The organism is Bergeyella porcorum, from assembly GCF_042427575.1.
Classification (GTDB): Bacteria; Bacteroidota; Bacteroidia; order Flavobacteriales; family Weeksellaceae; genus Bergeyella; species Bergeyella porcorum.
In genome coordinates, this window is the sequence record NZ_JBHMFD010000007.1 from 34,615 (window position 1) to 60,215 (window position 25,601).

25 protein-coding genes are annotated in these 25,601 nt (G+C 38.1%); 16 read left to right on the forward strand and 9 right to left on the reverse strand.

Features of this window, described 5'->3' with window-relative positions:
- The first annotated feature begins 6 nt into the window (after positions 1-6).
- Positions 7-2,073 carry a protein-disulfide reductase DsbD family protein gene (locus tag ACFFUE_RS03505; protein WP_376832830.1) on the forward strand — a complete coding sequence of 689 codons (2,067 nt, stop codon included), beginning with the start codon at positions 7-9 and terminating at the stop codon, positions 2,071-2,073.
- Positions 2,074-2,236: 163 nt separating this feature from the next.
- Positions 2,237-2,995 (forward strand): alpha/beta fold hydrolase, encoded by a 759-nt coding sequence (locus ACFFUE_RS03510; protein ID WP_376833276.1) that lies wholly within the window; start codon positions 2,237-2,239, stop codon positions 2,993-2,995.
- Positions 2,996-3,057: 62 nt separating this feature from the next.
- On the opposite strand, the gene ACFFUE_RS03515 is transcribed toward ACFFUE_RS03510, so the two are convergent.
- Both ACFFUE_RS03515 and ACFFUE_RS03520 read right to left on the reverse strand, forming a co-directional pair.
- Positions 3,058-3,588 carry a hypothetical protein gene (locus tag ACFFUE_RS03515; protein ID WP_327985211.1) on the reverse strand — a complete coding sequence of 177 codons (531 nt, stop codon included), beginning with the start codon at positions 3,586-3,588 and terminating at the stop codon, positions 3,058-3,060.
- Between the two features lie 181 nt (positions 3,589-3,769).
- The gene (locus tag ACFFUE_RS03520) at positions 3,770-4,777 is read right to left on the reverse strand and encodes a DHH family phosphoesterase (protein WP_376832831.1); all 1,008 of its coding nucleotides are present in this window, start codon (positions 4,775-4,777) and stop codon (positions 3,770-3,772) included.
- Between the two features lie 228 nt (positions 4,778-5,005).
- On the opposite strand from ACFFUE_RS03520, the gene rpmH reads away from it, so the two are divergent.
- Entirely contained in the window at positions 5,006-5,164 is a 159-nt protein-coding gene (gene rpmH / locus ACFFUE_RS03525) for a 50S ribosomal protein L34 (RefSeq protein ID WP_007843334.1), read from the forward strand.
- Between the two features lie 127 nt (positions 5,165-5,291).
- A complete protein-coding gene (locus ACFFUE_RS03530) occupies positions 5,292-6,005 on the forward strand; it encodes a cell division ATP-binding protein FtsE (RefSeq protein ID WP_376832832.1) in 714 nt (237 codons plus the stop codon).
- Positions 6,006-6,037: 32 nt separating this feature from the next.
- Here the strand turns inward: ACFFUE_RS03530 and ACFFUE_RS03535 are convergent, their stop codons facing one another.
- Genes ACFFUE_RS03535 through ACFFUE_RS03545 form a run of 3 tightly spaced genes read right to left on the reverse strand, consistent with a single transcriptional unit; the run spans position 6,038 to position 8,778 of the window.
- Complete coding sequence (locus ACFFUE_RS03535) at positions 6,038-6,736, reverse strand: tRNA1(Val) (adenine(37)-N6)-methyltransferase (protein ID WP_376832833.1); 699 nt, start codon at positions 6,734-6,736, stop codon at positions 6,038-6,040.
- 4 nt (positions 6,737-6,740) lie between these two features.
- Positions 6,741-8,195: a sensor histidine kinase gene (locus tag ACFFUE_RS03540; RefSeq protein WP_376832834.1), complete on the reverse strand. Its 1,455-nt coding sequence runs from the start codon at positions 8,193-8,195 to the stop codon at positions 6,741-6,743.
- A complete protein-coding gene (locus tag ACFFUE_RS03545) occupies positions 8,182-8,778 on the reverse strand; it encodes a riboflavin synthase (protein ID WP_376832835.1) in 597 nt (198 codons plus the stop codon). The genes ACFFUE_RS03540 and ACFFUE_RS03545 overlap by 14 nt, the downstream gene beginning before the upstream one ends.
- Before the next feature lie 63 nt (positions 8,779-8,841).
- Here ACFFUE_RS03545 and pdxA point away from each other — a divergent pair, with 63 nt between their 5' ends.
- Positions 8,842-9,933 carry a 4-hydroxythreonine-4-phosphate dehydrogenase PdxA gene (pdxA, locus tag ACFFUE_RS03550; RefSeq protein WP_376832836.1) on the forward strand — a complete coding sequence of 364 codons (1,092 nt, stop codon included), beginning with the start codon at positions 8,842-8,844 and terminating at the stop codon, positions 9,931-9,933.
- A gap of 37 nt (positions 9,934-9,970) precedes the next feature.
- Here the strand turns inward: pdxA and ACFFUE_RS03555 are convergent, their stop codons facing one another.
- Together ACFFUE_RS03555 and ACFFUE_RS03560 are read right to left on the reverse strand one after the other, a co-directional pair.
- Positions 9,971-10,750, reverse strand: coding sequence for a GLPGLI family protein (locus ACFFUE_RS03555; protein WP_376832837.1), 780 nt, complete (start codon positions 10,748-10,750; stop codon positions 9,971-9,973).
- An 11-nt stretch (positions 10,751-10,761) separates the two neighbouring features.
- Positions 10,762-11,025, reverse strand: coding sequence for a hypothetical protein (locus ACFFUE_RS03560; protein WP_376832838.1), 264 nt, complete (start codon positions 11,023-11,025; stop codon positions 10,762-10,764).
- Positions 11,026-11,226: 201 nt separating this feature from the next.
- Here ACFFUE_RS03560 and ACFFUE_RS03565 point away from each other — a divergent pair, with 201 nt between their 5' ends.
- The 5 genes from ACFFUE_RS03565 to rocD all read left to right on the forward strand — a co-directional run bounded on the left by ACFFUE_RS03565 (position 11,227) and on the right by rocD (position 15,382).
- Complete coding sequence (locus ACFFUE_RS03565) at positions 11,227-11,745, forward strand: YceD family protein (RefSeq protein WP_376832839.1); 519 nt, start codon at positions 11,227-11,229, stop codon at positions 11,743-11,745.
- Between the two features lie 62 nt (positions 11,746-11,807).
- Complete coding sequence (gene rpmF / locus ACFFUE_RS03570) at positions 11,808-12,011, forward strand: 50S ribosomal protein L32 (RefSeq protein WP_376832840.1); 204 nt, start codon at positions 11,808-11,810, stop codon at positions 12,009-12,011.
- Between the two features lie 108 nt (positions 12,012-12,119).
- Positions 12,120-12,605 (forward strand): acetyl-CoA carboxylase biotin carboxyl carrier protein, encoded by a 486-nt coding sequence (accB, locus tag ACFFUE_RS03575; RefSeq protein WP_376832841.1) that lies wholly within the window; start codon positions 12,120-12,122, stop codon positions 12,603-12,605.
- A gap of 104 nt (positions 12,606-12,709) precedes the next feature.
- Entirely contained in the window at positions 12,710-14,062 is a 1,353-nt protein-coding gene (gene accC / locus ACFFUE_RS03580) for an acetyl-CoA carboxylase biotin carboxylase subunit (RefSeq protein ID WP_376832842.1), read from the forward strand.
- Between the two features lie 72 nt (positions 14,063-14,134).
- Positions 14,135-15,382: an ornithine--oxo-acid transaminase gene (gene rocD, locus ACFFUE_RS03585; protein WP_376832843.1), complete on the forward strand. Its 1,248-nt coding sequence runs from the start codon at positions 14,135-14,137 to the stop codon at positions 15,380-15,382.
- Between the two features lie 42 nt (positions 15,383-15,424).
- Here rocD and ACFFUE_RS03590 read toward each other — a convergent pair whose 3' ends face one another.
- Positions 15,425-16,570 carry a glycosyltransferase gene (locus tag ACFFUE_RS03590; protein ID WP_376832844.1) on the reverse strand — a complete coding sequence of 382 codons (1,146 nt, stop codon included), beginning with the start codon at positions 16,568-16,570 and terminating at the stop codon, positions 15,425-15,427.
- Between the two features lie 57 nt (positions 16,571-16,627).
- Between ACFFUE_RS03590 and ACFFUE_RS03595 the strand changes: the two genes are divergently transcribed.
- The 4 genes from ACFFUE_RS03595 to ACFFUE_RS03610 all read left to right on the forward strand — a co-directional run bounded on the left by ACFFUE_RS03595 (position 16,628) and on the right by ACFFUE_RS03610 (position 21,075).
- Positions 16,628-17,419 carry a glycosyltransferase family 2 protein gene (locus ACFFUE_RS03595; protein WP_376832845.1) on the forward strand — a complete coding sequence of 264 codons (792 nt, stop codon included), beginning with the start codon at positions 16,628-16,630 and terminating at the stop codon, positions 17,417-17,419.
- Positions 17,416-18,402, forward strand: coding sequence for a WaaS/CpsH family glycosyltransferase (locus ACFFUE_RS03600; RefSeq protein WP_376832846.1), 987 nt, complete (start codon positions 17,416-17,418; stop codon positions 18,400-18,402). Before ACFFUE_RS03595 ends, ACFFUE_RS03600 begins: the two co-directional genes overlap by 4 nt.
- Positions 18,403-18,552: 150 nt before the next feature.
- Entirely contained in the window at positions 18,553-20,064 is a 1,512-nt protein-coding gene (gene gltX / locus ACFFUE_RS03605) for a glutamate--tRNA ligase (RefSeq protein ID WP_376832847.1), read from the forward strand.
- A 54-nt stretch (positions 20,065-20,118) separates the two neighbouring features.
- A complete protein-coding gene (locus ACFFUE_RS03610) occupies positions 20,119-21,075 on the forward strand; it encodes an acetyl-CoA carboxylase carboxyltransferase subunit alpha (RefSeq protein ID WP_376832848.1) in 957 nt (318 codons plus the stop codon).
- 83 nt (positions 21,076-21,158) lie between these two features.
- Here ACFFUE_RS03610 and ACFFUE_RS03615 read toward each other — a convergent pair whose 3' ends face one another.
- Positions 21,159-21,731: a DUF6759 domain-containing protein gene (locus tag ACFFUE_RS03615; RefSeq protein WP_376832849.1), complete on the reverse strand. Its 573-nt coding sequence runs from the start codon at positions 21,729-21,731 to the stop codon at positions 21,159-21,161.
- Between the two features lie 126 nt (positions 21,732-21,857).
- On the opposite strand from ACFFUE_RS03615, the gene tsf reads away from it, so the two are divergent.
- Positions 21,858-22,826 (forward strand): translation elongation factor Ts, encoded by a 969-nt coding sequence (gene tsf / locus ACFFUE_RS03620; protein ID WP_327985228.1) that lies wholly within the window; start codon positions 21,858-21,860, stop codon positions 22,824-22,826.
- Positions 22,827-22,922: 96 nt separating this feature from the next.
- On the forward strand, positions 22,923-25,571 hold the full coding sequence (locus ACFFUE_RS03625) for a T9SS type B sorting domain-containing protein (RefSeq protein WP_376832850.1): 2,649 nt from the start codon (positions 22,923-22,925) through the stop codon (positions 25,569-25,571).
- The last annotated feature ends 30 nt before the right edge of the window (positions 25,572-25,601 follow it).

The window sequence follows — 25,601 nt, forward strand, 5'->3', positions numbered from 1 at the left end:
AACAAAATGAAATTTAAACATTGGTTTTTTCTTGCATTGGTCTTGATTTGCTCAAGCATTTCTGCACAGATTAAAGATCCTGCAAAATTCAAATTTGAAGTAAAAGAATTAGGTGGCGGTCAGTACGAAGCCGTTATCCAAACCACATTAGACAAAGGCTGGCATATCAATTCCAAAGATTTAGCTCCTGATACAGCCATCCCTACAGAGATGAATGTATCGGGCAACAATATCCAGCTGGTAGGGAAATTCACCGAAGTGGGAAAAAAAATCCAAGAATATTCTGATGCTTTTGCCGCAGATATGGTGTACTACTCCAATCAAGTTGCTTTTAAGCAAAAGTTTAAAGTAAAAGACCCTTCTAAACCTGCCCAAGTGGTAGCAGAATTTACCTATCAAATCTGTGATGACCGCATTTGCCTTGCTCCAAACACCTTAGAGTTTGAAAAATCCATCACTCCCACAGGAAAAGAAGAAGAAACCCTAGTAACCCCAACCGAGGAAACTCCAAAAGACTCCCTCACCGCAACACCAGCCGTTGTGGAAGACTCTGTAATGGTAGCCAATACTACCTCTAATACCACCCAAGATCCAAAAAATCTAAAAATCAACTCTCTGGATTATAAAAACCCTTTAACCAACTGTGGCAACGAAGTAGTAGCACAGCAAGAGAACTATTGGACTTACCTTTTCCTTGGTTTCTTAGGGGGGCTTATCGCATTGCTTACCCCTTGCGTCTTCCCGATGATTCCCCTCACGGTATCCTTCTTCACCAAAGGGTCTAAAGACAAAGCTAAAGGCAAGCGAGATGCTTTATTATACGGATTTTTTATCCTTTTGATTTTTGTATTGCTTAGCATGCCTTTCCATCTAATTGATGGCATTGCAGGAAATATTTTCAATGAAATCTCTACTTCCGTTGGGCTCAATTTATTCTTCTTTGCGATATTCATCTTCTTCGCAGGAAGTTTCTTTGGGTATTACGACATTACTTTACCGAGTTCCATTGCCAATAAATCTTCTAAAGCAGAGGAAGCCGGTGGACTCATCGGGATTTTCTTTATGGCACTCACCCTTGTGATTGTGTCTTTCTCTTGTACAGGACCTATCTTGGGAAGTTTATTGGGAAGTGCTGTAACGGGCTCTAGCGATGTCCCTATGCTACTTACCTTTGCATTAGCAGGGTTTGGGTTATCGTGGGCAATAGTATTCGGGCTATTGGCATTATTCCCACAAGCATTACAATCTTTACCGAAATCAGGCGGATGGATGAATACCGTAAAGGTAGTTTTAGGCTTCATTGAATTGGCATTAGCCCTAAAATTCCTCTCCAAAGCCGATTTGGTTTCCAAAACATTTTTACTCAAAAGAGAACTTTTCATTGCCCTTTGGATTATCATCACACTGGGACTGGTACTCTATCTATTCGGCATCATCAGATTTCCACACGATGATAAAAAGCCTAAAATCTCTAATACCAGAAAGGTATTTGGTGTGCTAAGTGTAGGGTTTTTAGTTTATCTAATCCAAGGTTTGATTCCGAGTGAAAAACCGAAGCTCCAGATGCTTTCAGGGATTTTACCACCTCTCAATGTAAGCTATTTCCACAACGAAAAAGACGGAATACTGGGAATGCACCCAGAGCACGATTATTTCAAAGCGGTGGAACTAGCCCAGAAGGAAAACAAACCTATCCTAATAGACTTTACAGGATATGGCTGTGAAAACTGCCGTAAGATGGAAGAATTTGTATGGAGTGAAGCCGATATTTTACCGATTCTACAAAACGATGTAGTACTGGCATCGCTCTATGTAGATGATAAAGAAGAACTCCCTGCAGAGCAGCAAACCAAAATAGATATGGGAGGCGGACAGATGAAGAAAATCAAAACCATTGGAGATAGATGGAGTATGTTTCAGCAGGTGAATTTCAACAATAATTCTCAGCCTCATTATGTGCTGGTAACGCCCGATGGCAAGGTGATTAATACGCCCGTCTCTGGCTATATGCCGAAAGAAGATTTTAAACAATTTTTGGAATGCGGCGTCAATTGGTTTAAACAACAGAAATAATCCCTCAATAAAAGAGTCCTAAATCAGGGCTCTTTTTTTATCAGCATAGCGTAAAACAAAGAACTTCTTTGCTTCGGAAGTGCATTTTGCTCATATTTTGGTGCTTTATGCTCATATTAACCTGCTCAAGGCAAACTTCCCTATCTTTGTAAACAAAAATACGATGCTCAACTACGAAATATACGGAACAGGAAGTCAAAATTTGGTACTTCTACACGGTTTTATGGAAAATCTCCTGATGTGGGAAGATATGACATACCTACTCTCTAAGCGGTTTCGCCTCATCAAAATAGATTTGCCAGGGCACGGCAGAAGCGACCTCTATGCCCAAACCCATACAATGGAGCTGATGGCAGAGAAAGTGAAAGAGGTAACCGACGCCTTGGGGCTGAATACATTTCATCTCTTAGGGCATTCTATGGGAGGCTATGTTTCCTTGGCTTTTGCAGAGAAGTACGCCCATAGTTTGGCAAGTCTTACGCTATTCTTCTCAACAGCTTTGCCTGATGACGAGGAGAAAAAACAAATACGACACCGAAGCCTTGGCATTATAGACCAAGCGTTTTCTATGTTCGTTAATAATAGCATCCCGAATCTCTTCAATCCTAATGAACGCGATGTCTTGAAGGATAAAATAGATTTAGCAAAAACGCTGGCTCTCTCTACAAACCCTGAAGGTGTAAAAGCTGCCCAACGCGGAATGATAGAACGCCCTAATAGAGTGGCTATATTAGAACAATTTAACAAGAAAATCCTCATCATATCAGGACGCCACGATGGAGCCGTAAAAAATGAATGGCTCACAGAATTACCTCAGCGAAGTAATCTCAAAATATATTCGCTGGATTGCGGACACAACGGGCATTGGGAAAAACCTGAAATCTGTGCCGCTATTGTAAATACAGAGTTGTTAGAAAATTAAAAAGTTTGCAAACGACCTAAAACAAAAATCCCCACTTCGTGTATGAAGCGGGGATATTTATCCTAAAACGCATAGCCAAAACTTGCCCCAACGATTGGGTAAATCGCCCCATAGCCATACGCAAGATTGAAGCCCATTCCCACACCTGCATTGTATCGGAAAACAAAATTTTTGCCCAATGGCAACTGCTGTCCGAAATGGAAATCATTCACCAATACAGAATCTACATTGCTATTATAGACCATCTTGGTTTGGAACCCCCAATAGCTTCCTGCATTATTCGCCAAAGAATGCCCTTTGCTCTCTCTTCTATCTCGGTTGAAATAATAGCGAAGATGCCCGCCCACGAAAGGAGAAAAATAATTTTGAGATGCCGTAGCCCCCATTCGGTAGCTGATAGATGAATTCGTGATTTCTACCGTACCACCCATACCAATCTGTGGTTCTACCAGCCATTTTTTACCCAAAGGCAATTCATAGCCAAGGTTAATTCCTTGGAAGCCCAATTCCACTTTTGGCAATTTCCTTAGCTCTTCCGTCTGTGCCATTGCTACAAGTGGCAAGCACAGCAATAATGTTGATAGTTTCTTCATAAATTTTCACTTTTTATTTTTAATATTCTTTTCGTTTCGCAATAATATAATATTTTTCAATTATACGCAATACATTGTTTGAATTTCAATCAATCACCGTACAAAAAAAAAAAAAAAAAAAAACAGAAGTTTAAAAACATTATTAAACTTCTGATAAAAATATTTACTAACTAATAAAAAATTAAAAATCCTCTATTTCTATTTTTTCCTTGAAATCGGTGATGGTTTCCTCAATGGTTTTAAAATATTTGCCACCTGCGGCATTGATATGCCCTCCGCCATTGAAATACTTTCTCGCAAACTGATTAACATCTACATCATCCTTGGAACGGAATGAAATCTTAATGAAATCTTCATACAAATCTTCCATAAAAAATGCCGACATCCGAGTGCCCATCAGGCTAAGCCCATAGTTTACAAAACCTTCCGTATCTCCTTTTTCAAAACCTAATTCTTGCAATTCTTTTCGTTTTAAATAGAGAATGGCTACTTTACCATCTTTCACCACCTCTAATCTTCCCAAAACCAAGGAAAGCAATTGAAGACGAGAAATGGTATTATTATCCCAAGTGTTAGAGGTAATGGTAGCAGGGTCTGCTCCGTGGTCTATCAGCTCTGCAATGATGCGGTGCGTAGTAGCCGAAGTAGAACGGAATCTAAAGCCTCCCGTATCCGTCATTATCCCCGTATAAAGACATTGAGCTATATCCAGATTCACCTTTTGAGTATCCTCCATTGCTTCTATAAAGTGGTACACCATCTGCGAAGTAGCTGGGATAGTGGTATCAGAATAGACAAAATCAAACGCATCAGGTTGCTGGTGGTGGTCTATCAAAATTTTAATCGCTGATGCTTTTTCTATCCACGGTGCCACTAAGTTCCCCGAACGATGTGCCGCATTGAAATCTAAAATAAACATCACATCCGCCGCATCTATCAACTCGTGTGCTTTTTTCTTTTTATACTCGGCAATGGTAATTTTTTTAGCTTCTGGCATCCATTTCAAAAACTTCGGAAAATCATTAGGCACCACCACATCTGCTGCTATACCTTTGGTTTTCAGATAATGTTTTAGTCCAAGCGAAGACCCTATAGCATCACCATCTGGATTATAATGGGTGATGATAACTATCTTGCGTTCTGGTGTTAAAAACTGACGAATCTCTGAAAGTTCCGAAGGTGTAAACATAACTATTGATTTTTTGCAAAGGTAATGTTTTAGGATGAATTGATAACGAACGATTCCTATTATCACACTATCAGCACCGATGTTCTAATGAGCCTTCCCTAGCCTATTCAGAGCTTTTTTAGTTTAAAGCATTATTTTTTTTGAAATTAATTTGTGTGGTATAAATAATTTTGTATTTTTGCAATCTGAAATTTATAAGAAAATAGTTGACACTTAAAGATATTAGAAATGAGCAAGAGAACATTCCAACCATCAGAAAGAAAAAGAAGAAACAAGCACGGTTTCAGAGAAAGAATGTCCACGCCAAACGGTAGAAGAGTTTTGGCAGCAAGAAGAGCAAAAGGCAGAAAAAGCTTAACTGTTAGTGCTTCTCGAGCAAAGAGATAATTCTCATCACATATACGGAATATGCTTGAAATCATTTTTCAAGCATTTTTTGTTGTTAAAATTTGATAAAAATTAGCAACGAAATAAAGTTTTCCTTACTTTTGGAATTCATAAAAATCTAAACGCTATGCCACACAGCAATATTTCAGGAGATGACATCATCAGCCTTAAAAATGCTAAAATTGCCCAGAAAAATTTCACTGTGCTTTCTAATGTTAATCTCAACATTAAGAAGGGGAGATTTTGCTACCTCATTGGGAAAACAGGCTCTGGAAAGAGTTCCTTGCTCAAAACATTGTATGGGCATATCCCTTTAGCTCAGGGAGATGGCAATGTAGCAGGGTTTGATTTAGCCAAACTAAGAACCTCTCAAATTCCAGATTTGAGGAGAAAATTAGGCATTGTTTTCCAAGATTTCCAATTGCTATCTGATAGAACGGTGAAAAAAAACCTAAAATTTGTATTGGAGGCAACAGGCTGGAAAGATAAGACCCGAATAGACGACCGCATCAACGAAGTATTGGGCAGCGTGGGAATGAAAAGTAAAAAACATAAAATGCCTCACGAACTTTCGGGCGGCGAGCAGCAGCGTGTTGCTATCGCAAGAGCATTACTCAATCATCCTCAATTGATTTTAGCCGATGAGCCTACAGGAAACCTAGACCCTGAAACCAGCAATGAGATTATGACCTTGCTGAAAAATGTGGCTTTAGAAAACAATTCTGCGGTAGTGATGGCGACACACGATTACCATATGATACACAACTTCCCAGGGGAAGCCATTAAATGCGAAGATGGTGCCGTAACGGTAATGGATACTACAGAACTTTTTGAATCCTAAATACTACAAAATCCTGCAATATGTAGGATTTTTTATTTCTTATTAAAACAATGAAACGCCTTGGTGAGTTCTAAATATTCTGATGAATATTGCCTTGCTTTTTCTTCGATGGTGAAGGTGGTTTCATTCAGCGGTTTTGGTGTTTTGGAAAACTCTAAAATGAAGCGTTTCACTTTACCTCCTTTAATCCCTTGTATATTGATTTTTCGGATGAGATGAAAATGGCATTCTGCCGCTAGCCTTACCATTTCCGCCCCACTTTCTGCGGGAATAATAAGCGATAATACCCCTTGCTCCGTAAGAAACTCCGAAGATTTATGAATCAAATCTGAAAATTCTAATTCTATTTTTTGCCTCGCTAGGACATCTTTTTGAGAGGTATTTTCATCAAAGTAAGGTGGATTAGAAACCATCCAATCCCATTGATTTTCGGAAGAAAACATTTTAAAATCCCTCTCTTGCACTCTCAATCGTGATGAAAAAGGAGAAGCTAAAAAATTTTCCTGAGCTAAAGCCACTGCCTGCGGATTAATATCCAAAGCTAAAATTTGCAATTCAGGGTTTCTCTGTGCCAGCATCAGGGAAATTAGCCCCGTACCCGTTCCTATTTCAAGAGCTCTGCTCGCCCCTTCACATTGTGCCAATGCACCAAGCAAAACACCATCTGTCCCCACCCGAAACACCTCCGAAGACTGCTTGATATCAAACTGTTGGAATATAAATAGCTTCATCCCTCTAGACATTAGCAGGAAGTGTAATGGTAAATTTAGTCCCTTTCCCCAACTCGGATTTCACGGTAATAGACCCTTGGTAATCCTCTATCATCTTCCTCACCATTGTAAGCCCCAAGCCCATTCCAGAATTTTTAGAAGTAAAACTTGGTTCAAAGATTCTATCATACATATCTTCCTTTATACCTACACCATTATCTTCTACAGAAATTATAACTCTTTTCTGATGCTGTTCTACATCTACATTAATCATAGATTTTCGCCCCTCTACAACTGCTTGTTGTGCATTGGTAATAAGATTGGTCATAATACGATTGAGATAAATTTTATCCATCTTTATTGAAATTTCGTTTCGGTTGGAGTGGACAAAAATATTCTCATCATCAAAAGCTTTTACAATATTGGTAATTTCTTGCTTTAAATCAATGTCTTCATTATTCTTCTCTGGTAGTTGTACAAATTGTGAAAAAGCGGTAGCTACAGTAGCTATCGAATCTATCTGGTGTACCATAGCATCTGCTATCTGCCCTACTTTCTCCTCTATATTAGGGTCATTCGGGTCAAATTTTCTTTTAAAGTTTTGAATGGTCAGTTTCATTGGCGTTAGCGGATTTTTCACTTCGTGAGCTACTTGTTTTGCCATCTCTCTCCACGCTTGTTCTTTTTCCAAAAGGGTTAAACGCTCTCTCTGCTCTTGTATTGTAAGTACCATTCTGTTATAAGATTTCACCAAAATACTCAGTTCATCTTTCTGATAATAACGAATAGGTTTTATATCCCTTTCAAAAAGGGTAAATTTACTCGTATGTTCAGCAAATTTAGTAAGAGATTTGGTAAGGTTTTTAGAAATTCTCCAACTGATTCTTATCGCAATCAGAATAATCAAAAGATTGACAATAATGAGATTTCTCACATACTTATTAAGTACATTAAGATAAACATCATCACTATGATAGTAAGGATAATAAACGATAGCAATAGGCTCTAAAACATTGTTTCTAAGAATCATATAAGAGGAAATAACCTCAGAGTTTAGCTGAGTATCATAGCTCTGAAAATCCACCCTTACTTTTTCGGATAATATTCTTTTCAACAAAAAATCCGAAAGTTTTTTCTGTGCTACTTGCTCCGCATCTTTATTAGACAAGAGATAGTTCCCTTTCAAATCGTAGATGACAACATCGGTATCACTAATGTCTGATATTTCAAAAATTTTATTACCTAATATTCTGGGTAAATCTTCTGTAGATGCTTGCTCGTGGCTCACAGCGTAGTCCAACGCCGCCATCAGAGCATCAGATTTTTTCTGTTGATCTGTTCTACTTTGTTCTATCGCATTTTCTTTTAAGACATTATAAGACACCAAAGCTGAGCCAAGAATACTCAGCAAGCAAACTAATAAACATCCCCAGAAAATTCCGTTTCGTAAACTATATCCTTTGTATTTACTTAATGGCATTTTGTTTCTCTAATAATTTTGCTACATATTTGCCCACAATATCAAACTCCAAATTAACTTCATCACCTTGTTTTAGAGTTTTCATATTGGTAAACTCCCAAGTATAAGGGATAAGGGCTACCGAGAAAGTATCATCTCCACTCTCCGCCACCGTTAGGCTAATCCCATTAACAGTGATAGAACCTTGCGGAACGGTAATAAACTCCTCAGAATCGTATTGGAATGTAACAAAATAACTGCCATTCTTGTTTTCTATACCAATAATTTTTGCAGTAGCGTCTATATGCCCTTGCACAATGTGCCCATCTAAACGCCCATCCATCTTTACACATCGCTCCAAATTAACCAGCGTACCCACCTGCCAAGTGCCTAAATTGGTTTTTTCCAGCGTTTCATCTATCGCCGTTACACGATACTTATCCCCTAGCAACTCCACCACCGTAAGGCAACAACCGTTATGAGCCACACTTTGATCTATCTTCAATTCCCCCGTAAATGGGCAACTTAATGTAAAATGAATATTGGTTCCCTCTTTTCTTATTTCTTCTACTTTTCCTATTGCTTCAACAATTCCTGTAAACATATTATTCTTTTTGCTAAATTTGTAACATCATAAAAAATTCTTCTTCAAAGATAATTAATAAATATGAGTTCTAAACATCCAAAAATAAAAATAGGCTTCTCCGTAGGTGATTTTAATGGCATTGGGCCAGAAATCATTATGAAAGCCCTTAAAGATAAGCATATCACAGATTTTTTTACACCCATTATTTTTGCTTCAGGGAAACTATTCACCTATCAGAAAAACATCTTCAAGCTCAATCTTAATTTCAACTATATCACGGAAGCGTCTCAAGCTCAATCTGGTAAACTGAATATGGTGAACCTCTGGAAAGACAATGTGAATGTAGAGCTAGGCTCCCCTACCGAAGAATCTACCAGAATGGCAATAGATTCTCTAGAAGCCGCCACCAACGCCCTTATTAATGGAGATATAGATGTTTTGGTAACCGCTCCCATCAATAAAGATGAGATGATGAAACAGGGTTTCAAACACGCTGGACATACAGGCTTTTTTGAAGAAAAATTTGGTAAAAAAGGACTGATGTTTTTGGTAACGGAAGATTTGAAAGTGGCTGTATCTACCCACCACATCCCTATCTCTGAAGTAGCACAAAATATCTCCAAAGAGAAAATAAAAAAGCAAATCAAACTCCTCCACCAAACCTTGATAGAGGATTTCCAGATTGTCAAACCTAAAATTGCTGTATTGGGGCTAAACCCTCACGCTGGTGATGGCGGTGCCATAGGAAAAGAAGAAATAGACCTCATCTCCCCTGCAATAGATGAAATGTTTGATAGTGGCATTTTAGCCTTTGGCCCTTTCCCTGCGGATAGCTTTTTCCAGCCCAATAAGTATCAAAACTATGACGCCGTATTAGCAATGTATCACGACCAAGGTTTAGCACCTTTCAAAACATTGGCTTACGAAGAGGGGGTTAATTACACAGCGGGATTGCCGTACATCCGCACTTCGCCAGACCACGGCACAGCGTACGATATTGCTGGAAAAAACATTGCCGATGAAAGAAGCCTTACAGAAGCTATCTTCACGGGAATTAAAATTTTTAGAAATAGACAAGAGTATCAGGAACTTCTCAAAAACCGACTTCAACCGAGAAAAACCACCGCTGATAGCGGTGTAGATGAAGATTTACCAGAAATTCCCGAAGGATAATAGCGAAGCGGTCATCGTCTGATGACCGCTTCGCGTTTTAATTCATTGAAAGTTCTATCTTATTATTCTGTTTTTTCTCTCTTTCTACAAAGGTTGAAATAATATTCTTTAACTCATCTGCTGGCATTTCTGAAAAGCCTGGAAGTTGTTGAAAAAACGCTTCTGGATTTTCTTGATATTTTTGCTTCATCTTCTTAAACTTCTCATAATCTACTTTTATAGCCTTCAGTTTCAATTTATCAAAAAACTCCAATCTCATTGGCTTTTCAATTTTCTGAATATTAATAAGTTCAAAGACATAATCTTTCTTGCTATCTTCTACACTAAATACCAATCCTGGCAATCCTTTGAACTTATATGGTCCATCTTGAATCTGAACATCTTTTGAAAACCACGCTGTCCATTCTCTTCCTGCAAAATGAGTCATTGCCTTTTGCAAGGTATATTGCTCTACTTTTTTAGTTTCATTGATAACTTTCCATTTCAGTTCACGAGGTTCCACTGTAGATAATCTCATCATTCCCAGCATATCCATAAAACCCATTTCCTGCGTTTTGTGATTTTTCATTACCACAAAATCTATTTTTTGGTTCAACACACTACTTGCTCTTCCGCCTCGCTCCATCACAGAATCTGCCTTCACATAAGTGGCGGGATAGAAGATAGTTTCTCCATCAGCAAAATCCAAGTTAAAGAGTTCTGTCTGAACAAAATCTCTATTCAGAGAATCTATTTTAAATACCACTTGATACTGAAACCTATTTTGAGCAGATAAAAAACCACTCACCATTAAGATAATAACAAAAATATTCTTCATAACTATTATTTTTAATTTTGATACTTTTTTCTAAAATGCTTAATACTCATTACAAGTACAGCTGATAACAAAAGTAGCATTTGGAAAATTTTCAAGTTGAGAATTTGACTATAAAGAGATTCCCAAACTAAAATACCTAAATGATATAGGAAAAATACACTCAATATAGAGAGAATCCCCAACTGCCAATTTCTAGTTTTAAGAAATTCCAACTTTTTATTCCATTTTAAAACTAAAAACATTAACACCAAAACCATTAAAATAAACTCATTCATATTTCAAAAATTTTAAGGTTACCTTTCAGCCAATAAATATAAGAAAAAAAATCAATATGCCAAATCCTTTTATTTTTTTTTTAACTTCTCTCTCATTCTCACCTAAGTCATTATTTTTCATTATTTTTGTAGCAGCAAAAAAATCAGCGGTATAAATATTTGCAAATTCAAAAAATATATATATCTTTGCAACCTCATTTTATGGATAAGTTTAAAAATTATGATATCGTATTTTCTGGATTAAAGGAAGGAAAACACGAGTTCCAATTTGAGATTAAACAAGCGTTCTTTGAACTTTTTGAGACTGAACAAGAATTTTCTAACCCAAGAGTAGAAGCCAATATCCTAATGGACAAACACTCTACCTTTCTTGAGTTTTGGATTAGCACCAAAGGCTGGGTTACATTACAATGCGACATCAGCAATGATGCGTTTGACTATAATGTAGAGAACGAAATGAAACTTTTGGTAAAATTCGGTGAAGAATATGACGATAGCAATGAAGAAGTGATTACCATACCTAGTACGGACTACGCTTTCAATATTGCCCAGATGATTTATGAAAGCATCATATTATCTATCCCGATGAAAAAACTTTCACCTAACCTGAAAGAGGAAGATTTAGAAATAATAGAACAGTACAGCCCCAAAGAGCAAGAAGACTCCACCGAAGACCATATAGACCCTAGGTGGGAAGCATTAAAGAAATTAAAAAAATAAAATAAATAGTTTAAATATGATGAGATGATGAATCTCATCGCTCATCAAAAAAATTATTAGAAATGGCACATCCAAAGAGAAGACAATCAAGCACAAGAAGAGACAAAAGAAGAACACATTACAAAGCAGTAGTTCCTCAATTGGCTAAAGATGCAACTACAGGTGAATTACACCTTTACCACAGAGCACATTGGCACGAAGGTAAACTTTACTACAGAGGAAAAGTAGTAATGGAAAAAGAAACTGAAACTACTGAAGAGAACTAAAAATCATTGGTTAAACTTCATTTTCATACAAAAGCCACTCATTTTTCTAAAAAATTGAGTGGCTTTTTGTTTTTTTTCGTATTTTTGGGCACTATTCAAATAAGTATTATGGACATTAGAGAAATACAAAACCTGATCAAATTTGTATCTAAAGCTGAAGTATCAGAAGTTAAATACAAAACAAAAGATTTTGAAATTACCATTAAAACGCCATTGGCGGGTAATGAAGCTGTAAACTTTGTACCTCAGCCACAAGTTTTCCAAACGGCTCCAGTAGCTCCTGCTCCAGTAGCGGCAGCTCCTGCAACTCCGGTAGCTACAGAAAAAGCAGAAACTCCGGCAGATGATAGTAAATTTATCACCATTAAATCTCCTATGATTGGAACTTTCTACAGAAAACCGTCCCCAGATAAAGACCCTTTTGTAAATGTGGGAGATGCTGTTTCTGAAGGAAAAGTGGTTTGCGTGATAGAAGCTATGAAACTTTTCAACCAGATAGAATCTGAGGTTTCTGGAAAAATCGTGAAGATTTTAGTAGATGATGCAACGCCTGTAGAATACGATCAACCGTTATTCTTGGTAGATCCATCTTAGAAATTAGTAATTTGAAAATGAGCTAATTAGATAATTTTAAATTCTCAAATTCAAAAGGTAAACATTACTAAATTAACTAATTATCAGATTAACTAATTAAAATTATGTTCAAAAAAATATTAATAGCCAATCGTGGTGAAATCGCAATGCGTATTCTACGCACTTGCAGGGAAATGGGAATCAAAACGGTTGCAGTATATTCTACGGCAGACAAAGATAGTCTCCACGTGAGATTTGCAGATGAAGCCGTTTGTATAGGACCTGCAATGAGTAAGGATTCTTACCTTAATATTCCTAACATTCTTGCAGCTGCAGAAATCACCAATGCAGACGCCATCCATCCAGGGTATGGCTTCTTGTCTGAAAATGCTAATTTCTCCAGAATTTGCCAGAAAAATGGTATCAAGTTCATTGGTGCTACCCCTGAGCAAATAGAGAAAATGGGAGATAAAGCCAATGCAAAAGCTACAATGAAAGCAGCAGGTGTATCTTGCGTACCTGGCTCTGATGGATTGATAGAATCTTATGAAGAAGCTGCAAAAATAGCAGAAGAAATAGGCTATCCTGTGATGATAAAAGCTACTGCTGGTGGCGGTGGTAAAGGAATGCGTGCGGTGTGGAAAGCAGAGGATCTGAAAGATCATTGGGATTCTGCCATTCAGGAGGCTACGGCAGCCTTTGGCAATGGTGGGATGTATATGGAAAAACTCATCGAAGAGCCTCGCCATATTGAAATTCAAATCGCGGGAGACCAATTTGGGAAAGCGTGTCACCTTTCGGAGAGAGATTGTTCTATCCAAAGAAGAAATCAGAAACTGGTGGAGGAAACGCCATCACCTTTTATGACCGATGAACTTCGTCAAAAAATGGGAGATGCTGCGGTGAAAGCGGCTGAATTTATTGGCTACGAAGGGGTAGGTACTATTGAATTCTTGGTGGACAAACACAGAAATTTCTATTTTATGGAAATGAACACCAGAATCCAAGTAGAACACCCTATCACTGAACAAGTTATTGATTACGACTTGATTAGAGAACAGATTCTACTGGCAGCTGGTACGCCAATCTCTGGCATCAACCATTTTCCGAAACTGCACTCTATAGAATGTAGAATCAATGCGGAAGATCCTTATGCAGATTTCCGTCCAAGCCCAGGAAAAATCAGTGGACTGAATATCCCAGGAGGGCACGGTATTAGAATTGATACCCACGTTTATTCTGGCTATACCATTCCATCTAACTATGATTCTATGATTGCAAAACTCATCACTACGGCACAGACCAGAGAAGAGGCAATTGCAAAAATGAAACGAGCATTGGAAGAGTTTTATATCGATGGTATTAAAACTACTATTCCGTTCCATAGACAACTGATGGATGACCCAGATTTTGTGGAAGGTAACTATACCACCAAATTTATGGAGTCCTTTAAAATGGATAAAAATTACGATATGTAAAATCATTAAAACCGTCTTTTTGAGGCGGTTTTTTATCAAATAAAAGATTTAAATCCAGTAAATATCATACAAATGTCAACAAAAAAGACTAAAAATTCTCAGTATTTCATAGACCTTGAAGACCAACACGGTGCTCACAACTACCACCCTCTTCCTGTAGTGCTAGACAAAGGAGAAGGCGTGTATGTGTGGGATGTGGAAGGAAAACAATATTTTGATTTTCTCTCCGCTTACTCTGCTGTAAACCAAGGGCATTCTCATCCTAAAATTGTGAATGCTTTGGTGGAACAAGCACAGACCCTAGCCCTTACTTCTAGAGCATTCTACAATTCTAAATTGGGAGAATACGAAAAGAAAATCACTTCATTGTTTGGTTTTGATAAAGTACTTCCGATGAACTCGGGAGCGGAAGCGGTAGAAACCGCCATCAAACTAGCCAGAAAATGGGCGTATGAGGTGAAAGGAATTAAAGGAAATAACGCTAAAATCATTGTTTGCGAAAATAACTTCCACGGAAGAACTACCACCATCGTTTCTTTCTCTAATGACCCTGATGCTCACAACAATTACGGCCCTTTCACACCAGGATTCATCAAAATTCAATACAATGATTTGAAAGAATTGGAAGAGGTTTTATCAGGCGATGCAGAACATATTGCAGCATTTTTAGTAGAGCCTATTCAAGGTGAAGCGGGAGTCTATGTTCCAGATGAAGGGTTCTTAAAAGGTGCGTCAGAGCTTTGTAAAAAGCACAATGTTCTGTTCATTGCAGACGAGGTACAGACGGGAATTGCCAGAACGGGAAGACTCATCGCTTGTCATCACGAGGAGGTTCAGCCAGATATTCTTATTTTAGGAAAAGCCCTTTCTGGAGGGATGTATCCTGTATCTGCGGTATTGGCAAATAACAACATTATGAAGGTGATTCATCCAGGGCAGCACGGCTCTACCTTTGGTGGTAATCCGTTGGCTTGTGCCGTGGCAATGGCAGCTCTAGATGTGGTAGAAGAAGAGCAACTCTCCGAGAGAGCAGAAAAACTGGGGAACATCTTCCGTTCAGAGATGAATAAAATCATCGCTAAAACCGATTTGGTACATTCTGTAAGAGGAAAAGGACTGCTGAATGCCATTATCATCAATGATAGCCAAGACAGCCCTACAGCGTGGAATCTCTGCGTAGCTCTGAAAGAGAATGGTTTATTAGCCAAGCCTACCCACGGCAATATCATCCGTTTGGCACCTCCTTTGGTAATCACAGAGGAGCAACTGATGGAATGCATTGCTATTATTGAAAAAACAATTTTAGAGTTTGGTAAATAGAAACAACATTTTCCCTCTTTCTTTTAGAAAGGGGGAAAGTTTTTAACTGGCAAACATCTTTATCCATAAAGAAAACGGTTTTTCTTCTAATGTCATTTGCCTTAAATTTTCGTAGGCATTTTCTGACAACCTTTTCATAAGGTTATTATCTTCGATTAATTGGGCAATATGTTTTGCCAAATCTTGGGCATCGTTTTTAGGAGATACTAGTGCTGTTTCATAGTGTATTCCCATATCTCTGATGCCTCCATCGCTATCTGTTATCGCAATAGCATTACCTTGGGTAATTGCTTCAGCAATAGCCATAGAAAACCCTTCACAATTGGACACATTGATGGAAATTTTACTCAATGCCAATTCTGCTTCCACATTCTTCACAAACCCCTTAAAATCAACATTTTTAACATTATACCTTTCGCAATATCTTTTCATCTTAGACTCTAAACCACCACTTCCTAAGATGACCAATCGCCAATTAGGATATTTTTCTGCTATCAATTCCCAAGCCTTTAATGCTAAGAAAGCATTTTTATGCCTACTTTCTAATCTGGAAACTAAAGTAATCCGATTTTGCTTGTTCGATGCTATCCGTTCATTCAACAATATCGGGTTGTGAATCACTTTAATCTTATTGACAATGGTATTTTCTCCTCGGAAAAGATGTTTCAGCTCATCAGCAGAGCCATTGCTTACACAGAATAGACCTTGCGGGGAAGATTGAATAAATTTTCTAAGCTTGCTCTTTTTAAACGGGTACACAATACTAGCCAATAGTCTTTTCAAAAGATTAGCGTGTTCCGCATCGGGGTACTTTCTGAGATAAGCATACGGCGAGCCGTGGTATTGCGGATACGCTTTACAGTTTGCCAATTTTGCTGCTTTCAAAACTTCCAAACCAATGGTCATATTATCGCCTTGAAAAATCAAGTGCTGGATATTTTGTTGTTTCAAATAATTCCCAAATTCCTCCGCGAAGCCTTTTTTCCGACCTAAAATTTTCAAATCTTTTACCGCAGGATAACCCATCGCTGGCTGCTGGTTGTCCGCTTTTAATGATATCAAATACAGATGTTGAAATCCTTGTTCTGAAAACTCTCGCATCAGATTGGCTGTAACACGCTCTACTCCCCCGCCCGAGGAATAATCTATGATGAAAAATCCTATATTAGCATTACTGTATCTATCCATATAACTTAGTTTCCATATTCTTACAAAAATACATATTTTTGCCAAAAGACATTTTAAATGAAAGTTTCCCTTATCATTGCCACATATAATTGGAAAGAAGCTCTAGAATTAGTCCTAAAAAGTGTTTTAAAACAAAAAATACTTCCCAACGAAGTTCTTATTGCTGATGATGGCTCCAGAGAGGACACCAGACAGCTAATAGAGGCTTATCAGAACATATTCCCTATTCCACTTCATCATATTTGGCACGAAGATGAGGGTTTTCGTCTATCTGCGATTAGAAACAAAGCAATAGCAAAGGCAAAATATGAGTACATCATCCAGATAGATGGTGATGTGGTTTTACATCCTAATTTTGTGGGCGACCACAAGAGACTCGCACAGAAAGATTGTTTCATCACAGGTTCCCGAGTACTTTTAAGCCCAGAAACTACGGCTATCGCTTTTCAGAAAAAAAACATTCATTTCAATCTGTTTACAAAGGGTATCAGCAATAGATTTAATGCAATATATTGCCCTTTTTTCAATGTCTTTTCCAAGCCTCAAAATAGCCCAATAGAAAAAATGACCAGCAGAATACGAGGCTGTAATATGAGTTTTTGGAAAAAAGACTTAATGGAAATCAACGGCTACGATGAAGATTTTGTAGGTTGGGGTAGAGAAGATTCAGACATCGTTATCCGACTAATCAAGAAAGGGTGTTTCCGAAAAAAAGTTAAATTAGCGGCTGTACAGTACCATCTCTATCATAAAGAACACTCTAAAGATAATCTAGAAGCCAATCATACCCTTATGGAAAAAGCCCTGAAAGACAGCAATTATAAAGCAAAAAATGGAATTATAAAATGAAAAAAAATGTTCTTTTAATAATGCCCAAACACGCCTCCATACACGAGCTGATTATAAAAAATATAGAATATGTAGGCTACAATGTTACGTTTTTTAGTGAACCAGATTTTAAGTATAAAAGTATTGGTCAGCGATTAGATAATTTTTTTAGAAAAACCTTTTTAGGACAAAAAGATTACAAAGACCGCCTAAAAATGCAATATCGAGAGCAAGCTTTCGTCAGAGATATTTATTCTTCTCAACCCATTTTTGATTTCGCATTGGTCATTCGCCCAGATTTATACGGGGAAAATATTCCTAAATATCTAAAAAAAATCTGCAAAAAAATCATCGCTTACCAATGGGATGGCTTTTCTAGGTTTAAATTAACCGACAATATCATCAATAGCTATGATACCTTTGCTGTATTTGACAATGATGACTTTGAACAATATTCTACACAGTATCCCCATCTCATCTCCACCAATAATTTTTACTTTGATTATCTTCCTATTCCTGCAAAAAAATACGATTTTTACTATATTGGGACTTTACAAGATGACCGTCTAGAAGTAATTACTAGAATATCCAATATGCTAAAGCAAGGTGAGTTTAATAATTCTTTTACTTTATTTGACATTACAGGAAAACAAAGCAAAAAGCACCCCGACATAAACATTACTCATAGAGAAATATCGTATAAAGAAATCTTGAAGAACTCCAGCGAATTCAATGTCCTTATTGACCTAAAAACGAGCTGTCACAACGGATTATCGCTTCGTTTCTTCGAGGCTCTACATTTTTCACAAAAAATCATCACCAATAATGAAACGGTAAAGAATATGGACTTTTACCACGAAAATAACCATCTCGTTTTCAATACTATTGACCAACTCAATTACGAGACTATCATAAATTTCCTACAAAAACCTTATATCAAACCATCTGATGACATCGTACAAAAATATAGCTTTATAAATTGGCTAAAATCACTAACTGTTTAATATACTCTTTTCAATAAACATAGAAGCTCCACATCGCTTTACCCAGCTTCATTAATCCCGCGTTCTTCCCTTTCTTGCATACATTCCTCATCACTAGGCTTATCAAATTATTTTTAATCCTTAAATTTGTACCTTCAAAAAATAAAAACAATGAGTAAAGTAAGAGTCAGATTTGCTCCAAGCCCTACGGGGCCTCTTCATTTAGGAGGGGTAAGAACCGCCCTGTACGATTATCTATTTGCTAAAAATAAAGGTGGCGATTTCGTTCTAAGAATAGAAGATACCGATACCACAAGATATGTAGAAGGTGCAGAAGATTATATTATGGAAGCCTTAGAGTGGTGTGGCATCATTCCAGATGAAAGCCCTAAACACGGCGGCCCATACGCCCCTTATCGCCAAAGTGAGCGAAGAGCTATCTACAACCAATATACCGAACAAATCCTAAAAACAGATTATGCCTACATTGCCTTTGATACCCCAGAGGAATTGGAAACCATCCGAAAGGAATACGAAGCCAAAGGCGAAGTGTTTGCCTATAACAACTATACCCGAAACCGACTAAGAAACAGCCTTACCCTTCCCGAGGAAGAAGTGAAAAAACTTTTGGCTGAAAATACCCCTTATGTGGTTCGTTTTAAGATGCCCGTGGATAGAATCCTTACTTTGGAAGACATCATCCGCGGTACCTTTTCTGTGAATACCGATACATTAGATGATAAGGTCTTAGTAAAAAATGACGGAATGCCGACCTATCATTTTGCTAACATTATAGACGACCACGAGATGAAAATCTCCCACGTTATCCGTGGTGAAGAGTGGCTACCTTCCTTAGGCTTGCACATTCTACTCTATGAAGCTATGGGTTGGGAAGCACCACAGTTTGCCCACCTTTCCCTGATTCTAAAGCCAGAAGGCAAAGGAAAACTCAGCAAAAGAGATGGAGATAAATTTGGATTTCCAGTATTTCCACTCAATTTTACCGACCCTGCCACAGGAAGCGTATCCAAAGGCTATAGAGAAGAAGGCTACTTTCCAGAGTCGTTTATCAATTTTCTCACCCTTCTAGGCTGGTCGCCTTCCGAAGACAAAGAAATTCTCTCTTTGGAAGAAATGATTCAGGAATTTGACCTCTACAAAGTACACAAAGCAGGAGCCAGATTCAGCAAAGAAAAAGCAGAGTGGTTTAACCAGCAATACCTGCAAAAGAAAACCAATGAAGAGCTATTGCCACTACTGAAAGACCTTAGCGAAGTGCAGGCTACCAACCTATCAGATGAAACCCTACTCACCATTATTTCCCTGATGAAAGAAAGAGCCACCTTCGTGAAAGATATTTATAGCAATGGTACTTTCTTCTTTGAAGCTCCTAAATCTTACGATGAAAAGGCTCTGAAAAAAGCTTGGAATGCAGATACCACCCAGCATCTCTCTGCACTCTGCGATGTTTTAGAGCAAACCGATTTCTCCGCAGATGCCCTTAAAAACGCCATTCACACCTTTGCAGAAAGCCAATCTCTGGGAATGGGCAAAGTGATGATGCCCCTGCGTTTAACCTTAGTGGGGGAGCTGAAAGGCCCAGATGTACCAGACATTTTAGCCATCTTGGGCAAGGCAGAAAGTTTGGCTCGTATAAAAAATGCCATCAATCATATCTCATAAGTCCACAATATTTTATAAATTTGGTGGCTTAACAAACTTGAATGAAACCTCAATATGGAATATTTAGAATTTGAATTACCTATAAAAGAATTAATGGAGCAATACCAGACCTGCTCCTTGGTGGGTGAAGAAAGTGGCGTAGATGTTAAATTGGCTTGTAGCCAAATAGAAGACAAAATCATCCAAAAGAAAAAGGAAATCTATGGCAACCTAACGCCTTGGCAAACGGTACAGCTTTCCAGACACCCTATGCGTCCTTATACCTTAGATTATATTAATGGTATTGCAGACAAAGGCTCTTTCCTAGAGCTACACGGCGACCGCTCCTATGCAGATGATGCTGCAATGGTAGGAGGCTTAGCCAAAATAGATGGACAAACGGTAATGTTCATTGGAACCCAAAAGGGGCGTACCACCAAAGAACGCCAGCAACGCCGTTTCGGAATGCCCAATCCCGATGGCTACAGAAAAGCCAATAGACTGATGAAACTAGCTGAGAAATTCAGAATCCCTGTGATTACCTTTATGGATACGCCTGGTGCTTACCCAGGATTGGAAGCAGAGGAAAGAGGACAAGGAGAGGCCATTGCTAGAAACATCTATGATATGACCCAGCTGAAAACGCCTATCTTTTCCTATGTCATAGGGGAAGGTGCCAGCGGTGGTGCCTTGGGCATCGGGGTAGGCAACAAGGTCTATATGCTACAATATACTTGGTATTCTGTAATAGCACCAGAAAGCTGCTCTTCTATCCTTTGGAGAAACTGGGACCACAAAGAAGATGCTGCCAATGCTCTAAAACTAACGCCTAAGGATATGCTGAAACAAAAAATCATAGACGGCATTATAGAAGAGCCTCTGGGCGGGGCTCATTATGAACCGCAGGTGGCGTATAATAATGTAAAACAATCTATCTTACAAAACATCAAAGCGTTTAGTAAGTTTTCAGAGAAAGAACTCATTGCCCAAAGACAAGAGAAATTCATTGCAATGGGTGAGTTTAAAGGCTAACCTTTTTCATTTTTTACACGAAAGCAGAAATTCTTAACCAATTTAATTAAGATTTCTGCTTTTTTTATTCAGTCCTTTCTCTATTATCTATGAGTACTAACAGCATTGAGGGCGATTTCCATATCTTTTTGGAGGTTTTTCACCTCAGAGTATTTTGCATCGCATACCATAGTGGTAATGGTATAAGACCCTTTGGGAAGTAAGATATAGTTGCTATTAGCTGCTGGAACCGTCAGATTATAAAACTTTTTCCCACTGATTTTCACTAAAAGATTACATTTAGAAAGATTTTTGATATGGATATAAGCTTCTTTCTTTGCTGGGTCATTATTGAACAAATGCGTCAGTAGCTCTGCTGTTTTTTTATTCTCACCACTTACTTCTCCTCTATTTTTAGCATCACCTTTGGCACTTGCAGCAGATGTTTTTTTCTGCATCAGAGTTATCGTAGGCTTTGCTATTTCTGGATTGCCACCATTCAGCATTGCATAGAGTTTCCTCTTAAATTCAGGCGTTTTAGGATGGTTGGGATTATTCTTGATAAAGTTGGCAACCACCTTTACATCATTAGTTTTTTCTACTTGCTCTACCGTATAATTCTGAGAATAAACAAGACCACTCGCTCCCAACAATAGTATTAAAAGAAACTTTTTCATCACCAATAAAATTTTATGGTTATCTAACGCAGAAATTCCATTTTTAGTTTACATAGATTTTATTATCTTTGCAAGGCTCAAAAAAGGGGCATAATAGAATCTTTTTTAATAAAAAACATTAAAAATATGTACACACCAGTAGCTGCAGATGTAGCAAAACTAAGAAACACAACAGGTGCAGGGATGATGGACTGCAAAAAAGCTCTTGTAGAAGCAGAGGGAGATTTTGACAAAGCAATTGAAATCCTTAGAAAAAAAGGACAAAAAGTAGCTGCTAACAGAGCTGATAGAGAGTCTTCTGAAGGCGCTGTAATTGCAAAAGTAAATGCTGATAACACCAAAGGTGCTGTCATCTCTTTGAACTGCGAGACCGATTTCGTAGCTAAAGGAGAAGCTTTCATCAAATTGGCTAATGATTTGGCTGAAAAAGCTCTTGAGTTCTCTACAAAAGAAGAATTATTGGCTTCTGACTATGAGGGAATTTCTGTTTCTGAAAAACTTATCGAGCAAACAGGAGTTATCGGAGAGAAAATTGAAATCGGTGCTTTTGAAAAAATCGAAGGACCTTTCTTGGGTGCTTACATCCACGCAGGAAACAAGATTGCTGCTATTACCGCTCTTTCTGCTAATGTAGAAGGTGGTGCAGAGGCTGCAAGAAATATCTCTATGCAAGTGGCTTCTATGAGCCCTGAGGTGCTTTCTTACAAAGAATTTTCTCCAGAGTTTGTAGCAGCAGAGACAGACGCTCGTATCGCTACAATCCAGAAAGATAATGAGGAATTGGTGCGTCTTGGTAAGCCATTGAAAAATGTACCTAAATATGTTTCTTACTCTCAATTATCAGAAGAAGTATTGAAGCAAGCAGAAGAAGATGCTAAAGCTGAATTGAAAGCTGAAGGTAAGCCAGAGCAAATCTGGGATAAAATCTTACCTGGTAAGTTGCAAAGATTCATCAGCGATAACACTTCACTTGACCAAGAGAAAGCCCTTCTTGACCAAAACTACATCAAAGATGGAGATTTGAAAGTGGCTGATTATGTGAAATCTGTAAACCCAGAATTGGAAGTAGTGAAATTTGTAAGAGTTTCTTTGTAATTAGTAATATTAAAACATACTATAAAAAACGCTGTCGAAAGATGGCGTTTTTATTTTTTATATTCTCTACATTTGCATAGATTTAACCCATCTTGTATGAAACGCATTCTATCTATACTTCTCTACATCATTTCGCTATGGTCTTTTGCTCAGATGGATACAGAGCATTGGCTAGCTCCTTTTGCAAAATCATCTTCCGCTGATACTTCTGGTGAAGCTCAGTATCTCTATTTATCTACTGATACAACTACTCCTTTTACAGTAAATATCTACAACAATAATACCCTAATCAACCAAATCTTCATCAGCAAAGGGAATCCTGGCATTGTCTATATTGATGAGGCATTAATGACTGCTATTTCAAATTCTGAAAAATCTGTCGTAGGCAAGAAAGGACTACATCTGGTGGCTGACCACAAATTTTTTGCACACTATCGCTTTGTAATGACCAGTCAAGCCGAGATTGTCACCTCTAAAGGCAAGGCAGGATTGGGGACAGAGTTCTTTGTATATACTCCTGAGAACACCGCCCGCACCAGAGGAGACAATGATATTGCCAACTCTACGGTAGGTATCATTGCCACAGAAAACAATACCACCATTACCATTGATAATTTTCAGAATTCTGGAAGATTCACCAATGGGAGTAGCTTCACCACCTCTACTGCTTTTAGCATTACACTCAACCGAGGTGAATCCTATGTTTTAGAATGTTTAGGAAGTTCCTCCTTGCAAGGGATTAGTGGTGCAAGAATCACCTCTGATAAAGCCATTTCAATTTCCAATGGTTCCTATTACAATGTTGCCCTTAATGGGAGTAATGTAGATGTTTTTATGGACCAAGCAATTCCCATTGAAAGGTTAGGACATCAATACATTGCCGTAAAGGGAAATGGAGGCTTAGTCGCAGAAATGGAACGTGTTGCTGTAATGGCTACAGAAGATAATACCAATATTTACATTAATGGCAGTGCTAGTCCCATCAATATTGCTAAAAAAGGCGAAACTTACGTTATAGAGAGTGCATATTACCATCAGGCTAGTGCCTCTTCAGATGCGTACAGCATATTTATAAACTCCGATCAAAAAATCTACACTTACCAACTCCTTACAGGGACAGATGATGGCACTGGTCTATACTCTTATGCTTCTGGAGGAATGAATATCCTCCCACCTCTATTATGCCTTTTACCCAATAGCATCAATGAATTTGCTTATGTCAACGAAATCGGTGGCAACACCTTCAATACCAGAATGAACATCATCACCGAAAAAGGAGCTACTGTAAAAATCAATGGAAATACATTAGGAAGCAGCTATGGTCCATTTGCGGTACAAGGTAATAGTGATTGGGAGTTTTATGTGTACCCAAACATTGCTGGAAATATTACCATAGAATCCACAAAAGCAGTAACTGCGGGAATTGCCGCTGGAAACCAAGCCGTAGGGTATGGAGGTTACTTTGCGGGGTTCAATTCTAACCCCGTAATAGCTAAAGGAGGAACTTGCGAAGATGGCACCGTAACCTTAGAAGTAGATGATAGCTATGATGACTACCAATGGTATATCAGTTCAACTGAAAACGGCATCTATACAGAATATACCGGTGAAGGAGCTAACACCTACAAAATCACACCTAATAGCGTGGGCTATTATTACGTTATCATCAAAAAAAATTCCACTTCTTGCAATGATGAATACCAGTCTCCTATCTTCAAGGTAGATTCTTGTCCTATTGACTCTTCCATTAGCCTTGAAATTGGAGAGTGTGGTACTACCATTACACCGGCTTTTTCTAGTTCTACCCAGCAGGTCAATCCTGCCTCTATTACAATATCCACACCTCCTAGCAATGGAACTGTTATTATAGATTCTTCTGGAAATATTGTTTACACCCCATCTTCTAATACCGTTACTACAGATTCCTTTATATATTATATAGAAGGAATTCACGCAGACTTTCCAGATAAAGAATACATTACGGTAAATCTCTCCATAAAGGATATCAATAGGTCTAATGTGGAAATTTTAGCCTGTGCAGATGATGATGGAATGGGACTTTATGACCTTTCTTCTGTAAATGTTTCTACCGATACTAATGTAACCATCTCTTATTTTGAGAGTTTAGAAAATGCTAGATTAAATATCAATGCAATACTCAATTTTAGTACTTATCATACAGCTCCTAAAACGGTCTATGCCAGAATAGAAGATGCTTTCTCTTGCTACGCCATAGCAGAGATTGTACTCAAAACTATAGAGACTCCAACCATTACTAGTGCAATAGTTTCCCACTCTACCCTTACCATCACCGCCTCTGGAGGTACGCCACCATATCAATATTCGTGGTCGGGACTCAACGGTAGTTTCGTAGAATACAATACTTTTTCTAACATTCCTTTAGGTGTTTTTACAGCGTATGTTGCAGATGCTAATGGCTGTACGATTGTTTCAAAAGAATTTATCAATCTTAATCTTATCAATACCATTACCCCTAACGGCGATGGCATTAATGAAATTTTAGACTATTCCCAGTTAAACATTAAAAAAGCTGTGAAAATTCAAGTCTTTGACCGCTATGGCAAACTTGTTTTCACCAACCGAGAAGGACAACTCACTTGGGATGGGAAGAGCAACGGCAGAGTAGTTTCCACGGGAACCTATTGGTATCTCCTCAGCTGGATAGAGCCTGATACGCAAGAGGCGAAGCAATATCAAAGCTGGATTGTAGTGAAAAATCAATAATCTCTTTTTTTAAAAAAAATTGGCGATTTT

Bases quoted from the DNA above. Each gene is read 5' to 3' on its own strand.
- ACFFUE_RS03505 (WP_376832830.1), top strand. From the start codon at position 7: ATGAAATTTAAACATTGGTTTTTTCTTGCATTGGTCTTGATTTGCTCA.
- ACFFUE_RS03510 (WP_376833276.1), top strand. From the start codon at position 2,237: ATGCTCAACTACGAAATATACGGAACAGGAAGTCAAAATTTGGTACTT.
- ACFFUE_RS03515 (WP_327985211.1), bottom strand. From the start codon at position 3,588: ATGAAGAAACTATCAACATTATTGCTGTGCTTGCCACTTGTAGCAATG.
- ACFFUE_RS03520 (WP_376832831.1), bottom strand. From the start codon at position 4,777: ATGTTTACACCTTCGGAACTTTCAGAGATTCGTCAGTTTTTAACACCA.
- rpmH (WP_007843334.1), top strand. From the start codon at position 5,006: ATGAGCAAGAGAACATTCCAACCATCAGAAAGAAAAAGAAGAAACAAG.
- ACFFUE_RS03530 (WP_376832832.1), top strand. From the start codon at position 5,292: ATGCCACACAGCAATATTTCAGGAGATGACATCATCAGCCTTAAAAAT.
- ACFFUE_RS03535 (WP_376832833.1), bottom strand. From the start codon at position 6,736: ATGAAGCTATTTATATTCCAACAGTTTGATATCAAGCAGTCTTCGGAG.
- ACFFUE_RS03540 (WP_376832834.1), bottom strand. From the start codon at position 8,195: ATGCCATTAAGTAAATACAAAGGATATAGTTTACGAAACGGAATTTTC.
- ACFFUE_RS03545 (WP_376832835.1), bottom strand. From the start codon at position 8,778: ATGTTTACAGGAATTGTTGAAGCAATAGGAAAAGTAGAAGAAATAAGA.
- pdxA (WP_376832836.1), top strand. From the start codon at position 8,842: ATGAGTTCTAAACATCCAAAAATAAAAATAGGCTTCTCCGTAGGTGAT.
- ACFFUE_RS03555 (WP_376832837.1), bottom strand. From the start codon at position 10,750: ATGAAGAATATTTTTGTTATTATCTTAATGGTGAGTGGTTTTTTATCT.
- ACFFUE_RS03560 (WP_376832838.1), bottom strand. From the start codon at position 11,025: ATGAATGAGTTTATTTTAATGGTTTTGGTGTTAATGTTTTTAGTTTTA.
- ACFFUE_RS03565 (WP_376832839.1), top strand. From the start codon at position 11,227: ATGGATAAGTTTAAAAATTATGATATCGTATTTTCTGGATTAAAGGAA.
- rpmF (WP_376832840.1), top strand. From the start codon at position 11,808: ATGGCACATCCAAAGAGAAGACAATCAAGCACAAGAAGAGACAAAAGA.
- accB (WP_376832841.1), top strand. From the start codon at position 12,120: ATGGACATTAGAGAAATACAAAACCTGATCAAATTTGTATCTAAAGCT.
- accC (WP_376832842.1), top strand. From the start codon at position 12,710: ATGTTCAAAAAAATATTAATAGCCAATCGTGGTGAAATCGCAATGCGT.
- rocD (WP_376832843.1), top strand. From the start codon at position 14,135: ATGTCAACAAAAAAGACTAAAAATTCTCAGTATTTCATAGACCTTGAA.
- ACFFUE_RS03590 (WP_376832844.1), bottom strand. From the start codon at position 16,570: ATGGATAGATACAGTAATGCTAATATAGGATTTTTCATCATAGATTAT.
- ACFFUE_RS03595 (WP_376832845.1), top strand. From the start codon at position 16,628: ATGAAAGTTTCCCTTATCATTGCCACATATAATTGGAAAGAAGCTCTA.
- ACFFUE_RS03600 (WP_376832846.1), top strand. From the start codon at position 17,416: ATGAAAAAAAATGTTCTTTTAATAATGCCCAAACACGCCTCCATACAC.
- gltX (WP_376832847.1), top strand. From the start codon at position 18,553: ATGAGTAAAGTAAGAGTCAGATTTGCTCCAAGCCCTACGGGGCCTCTT.
- ACFFUE_RS03610 (WP_376832848.1), top strand. From the start codon at position 20,119: ATGGAATATTTAGAATTTGAATTACCTATAAAAGAATTAATGGAGCAA.
- ACFFUE_RS03615 (WP_376832849.1), bottom strand. From the start codon at position 21,731: ATGAAAAAGTTTCTTTTAATACTATTGTTGGGAGCGAGTGGTCTTGTT.
- tsf (WP_327985228.1), top strand. From the start codon at position 21,858: ATGTACACACCAGTAGCTGCAGATGTAGCAAAACTAAGAAACACAACA.
- ACFFUE_RS03625 (WP_376832850.1), top strand. From the start codon at position 22,923: ATGAAACGCATTCTATCTATACTTCTCTACATCATTTCGCTATGGTCT.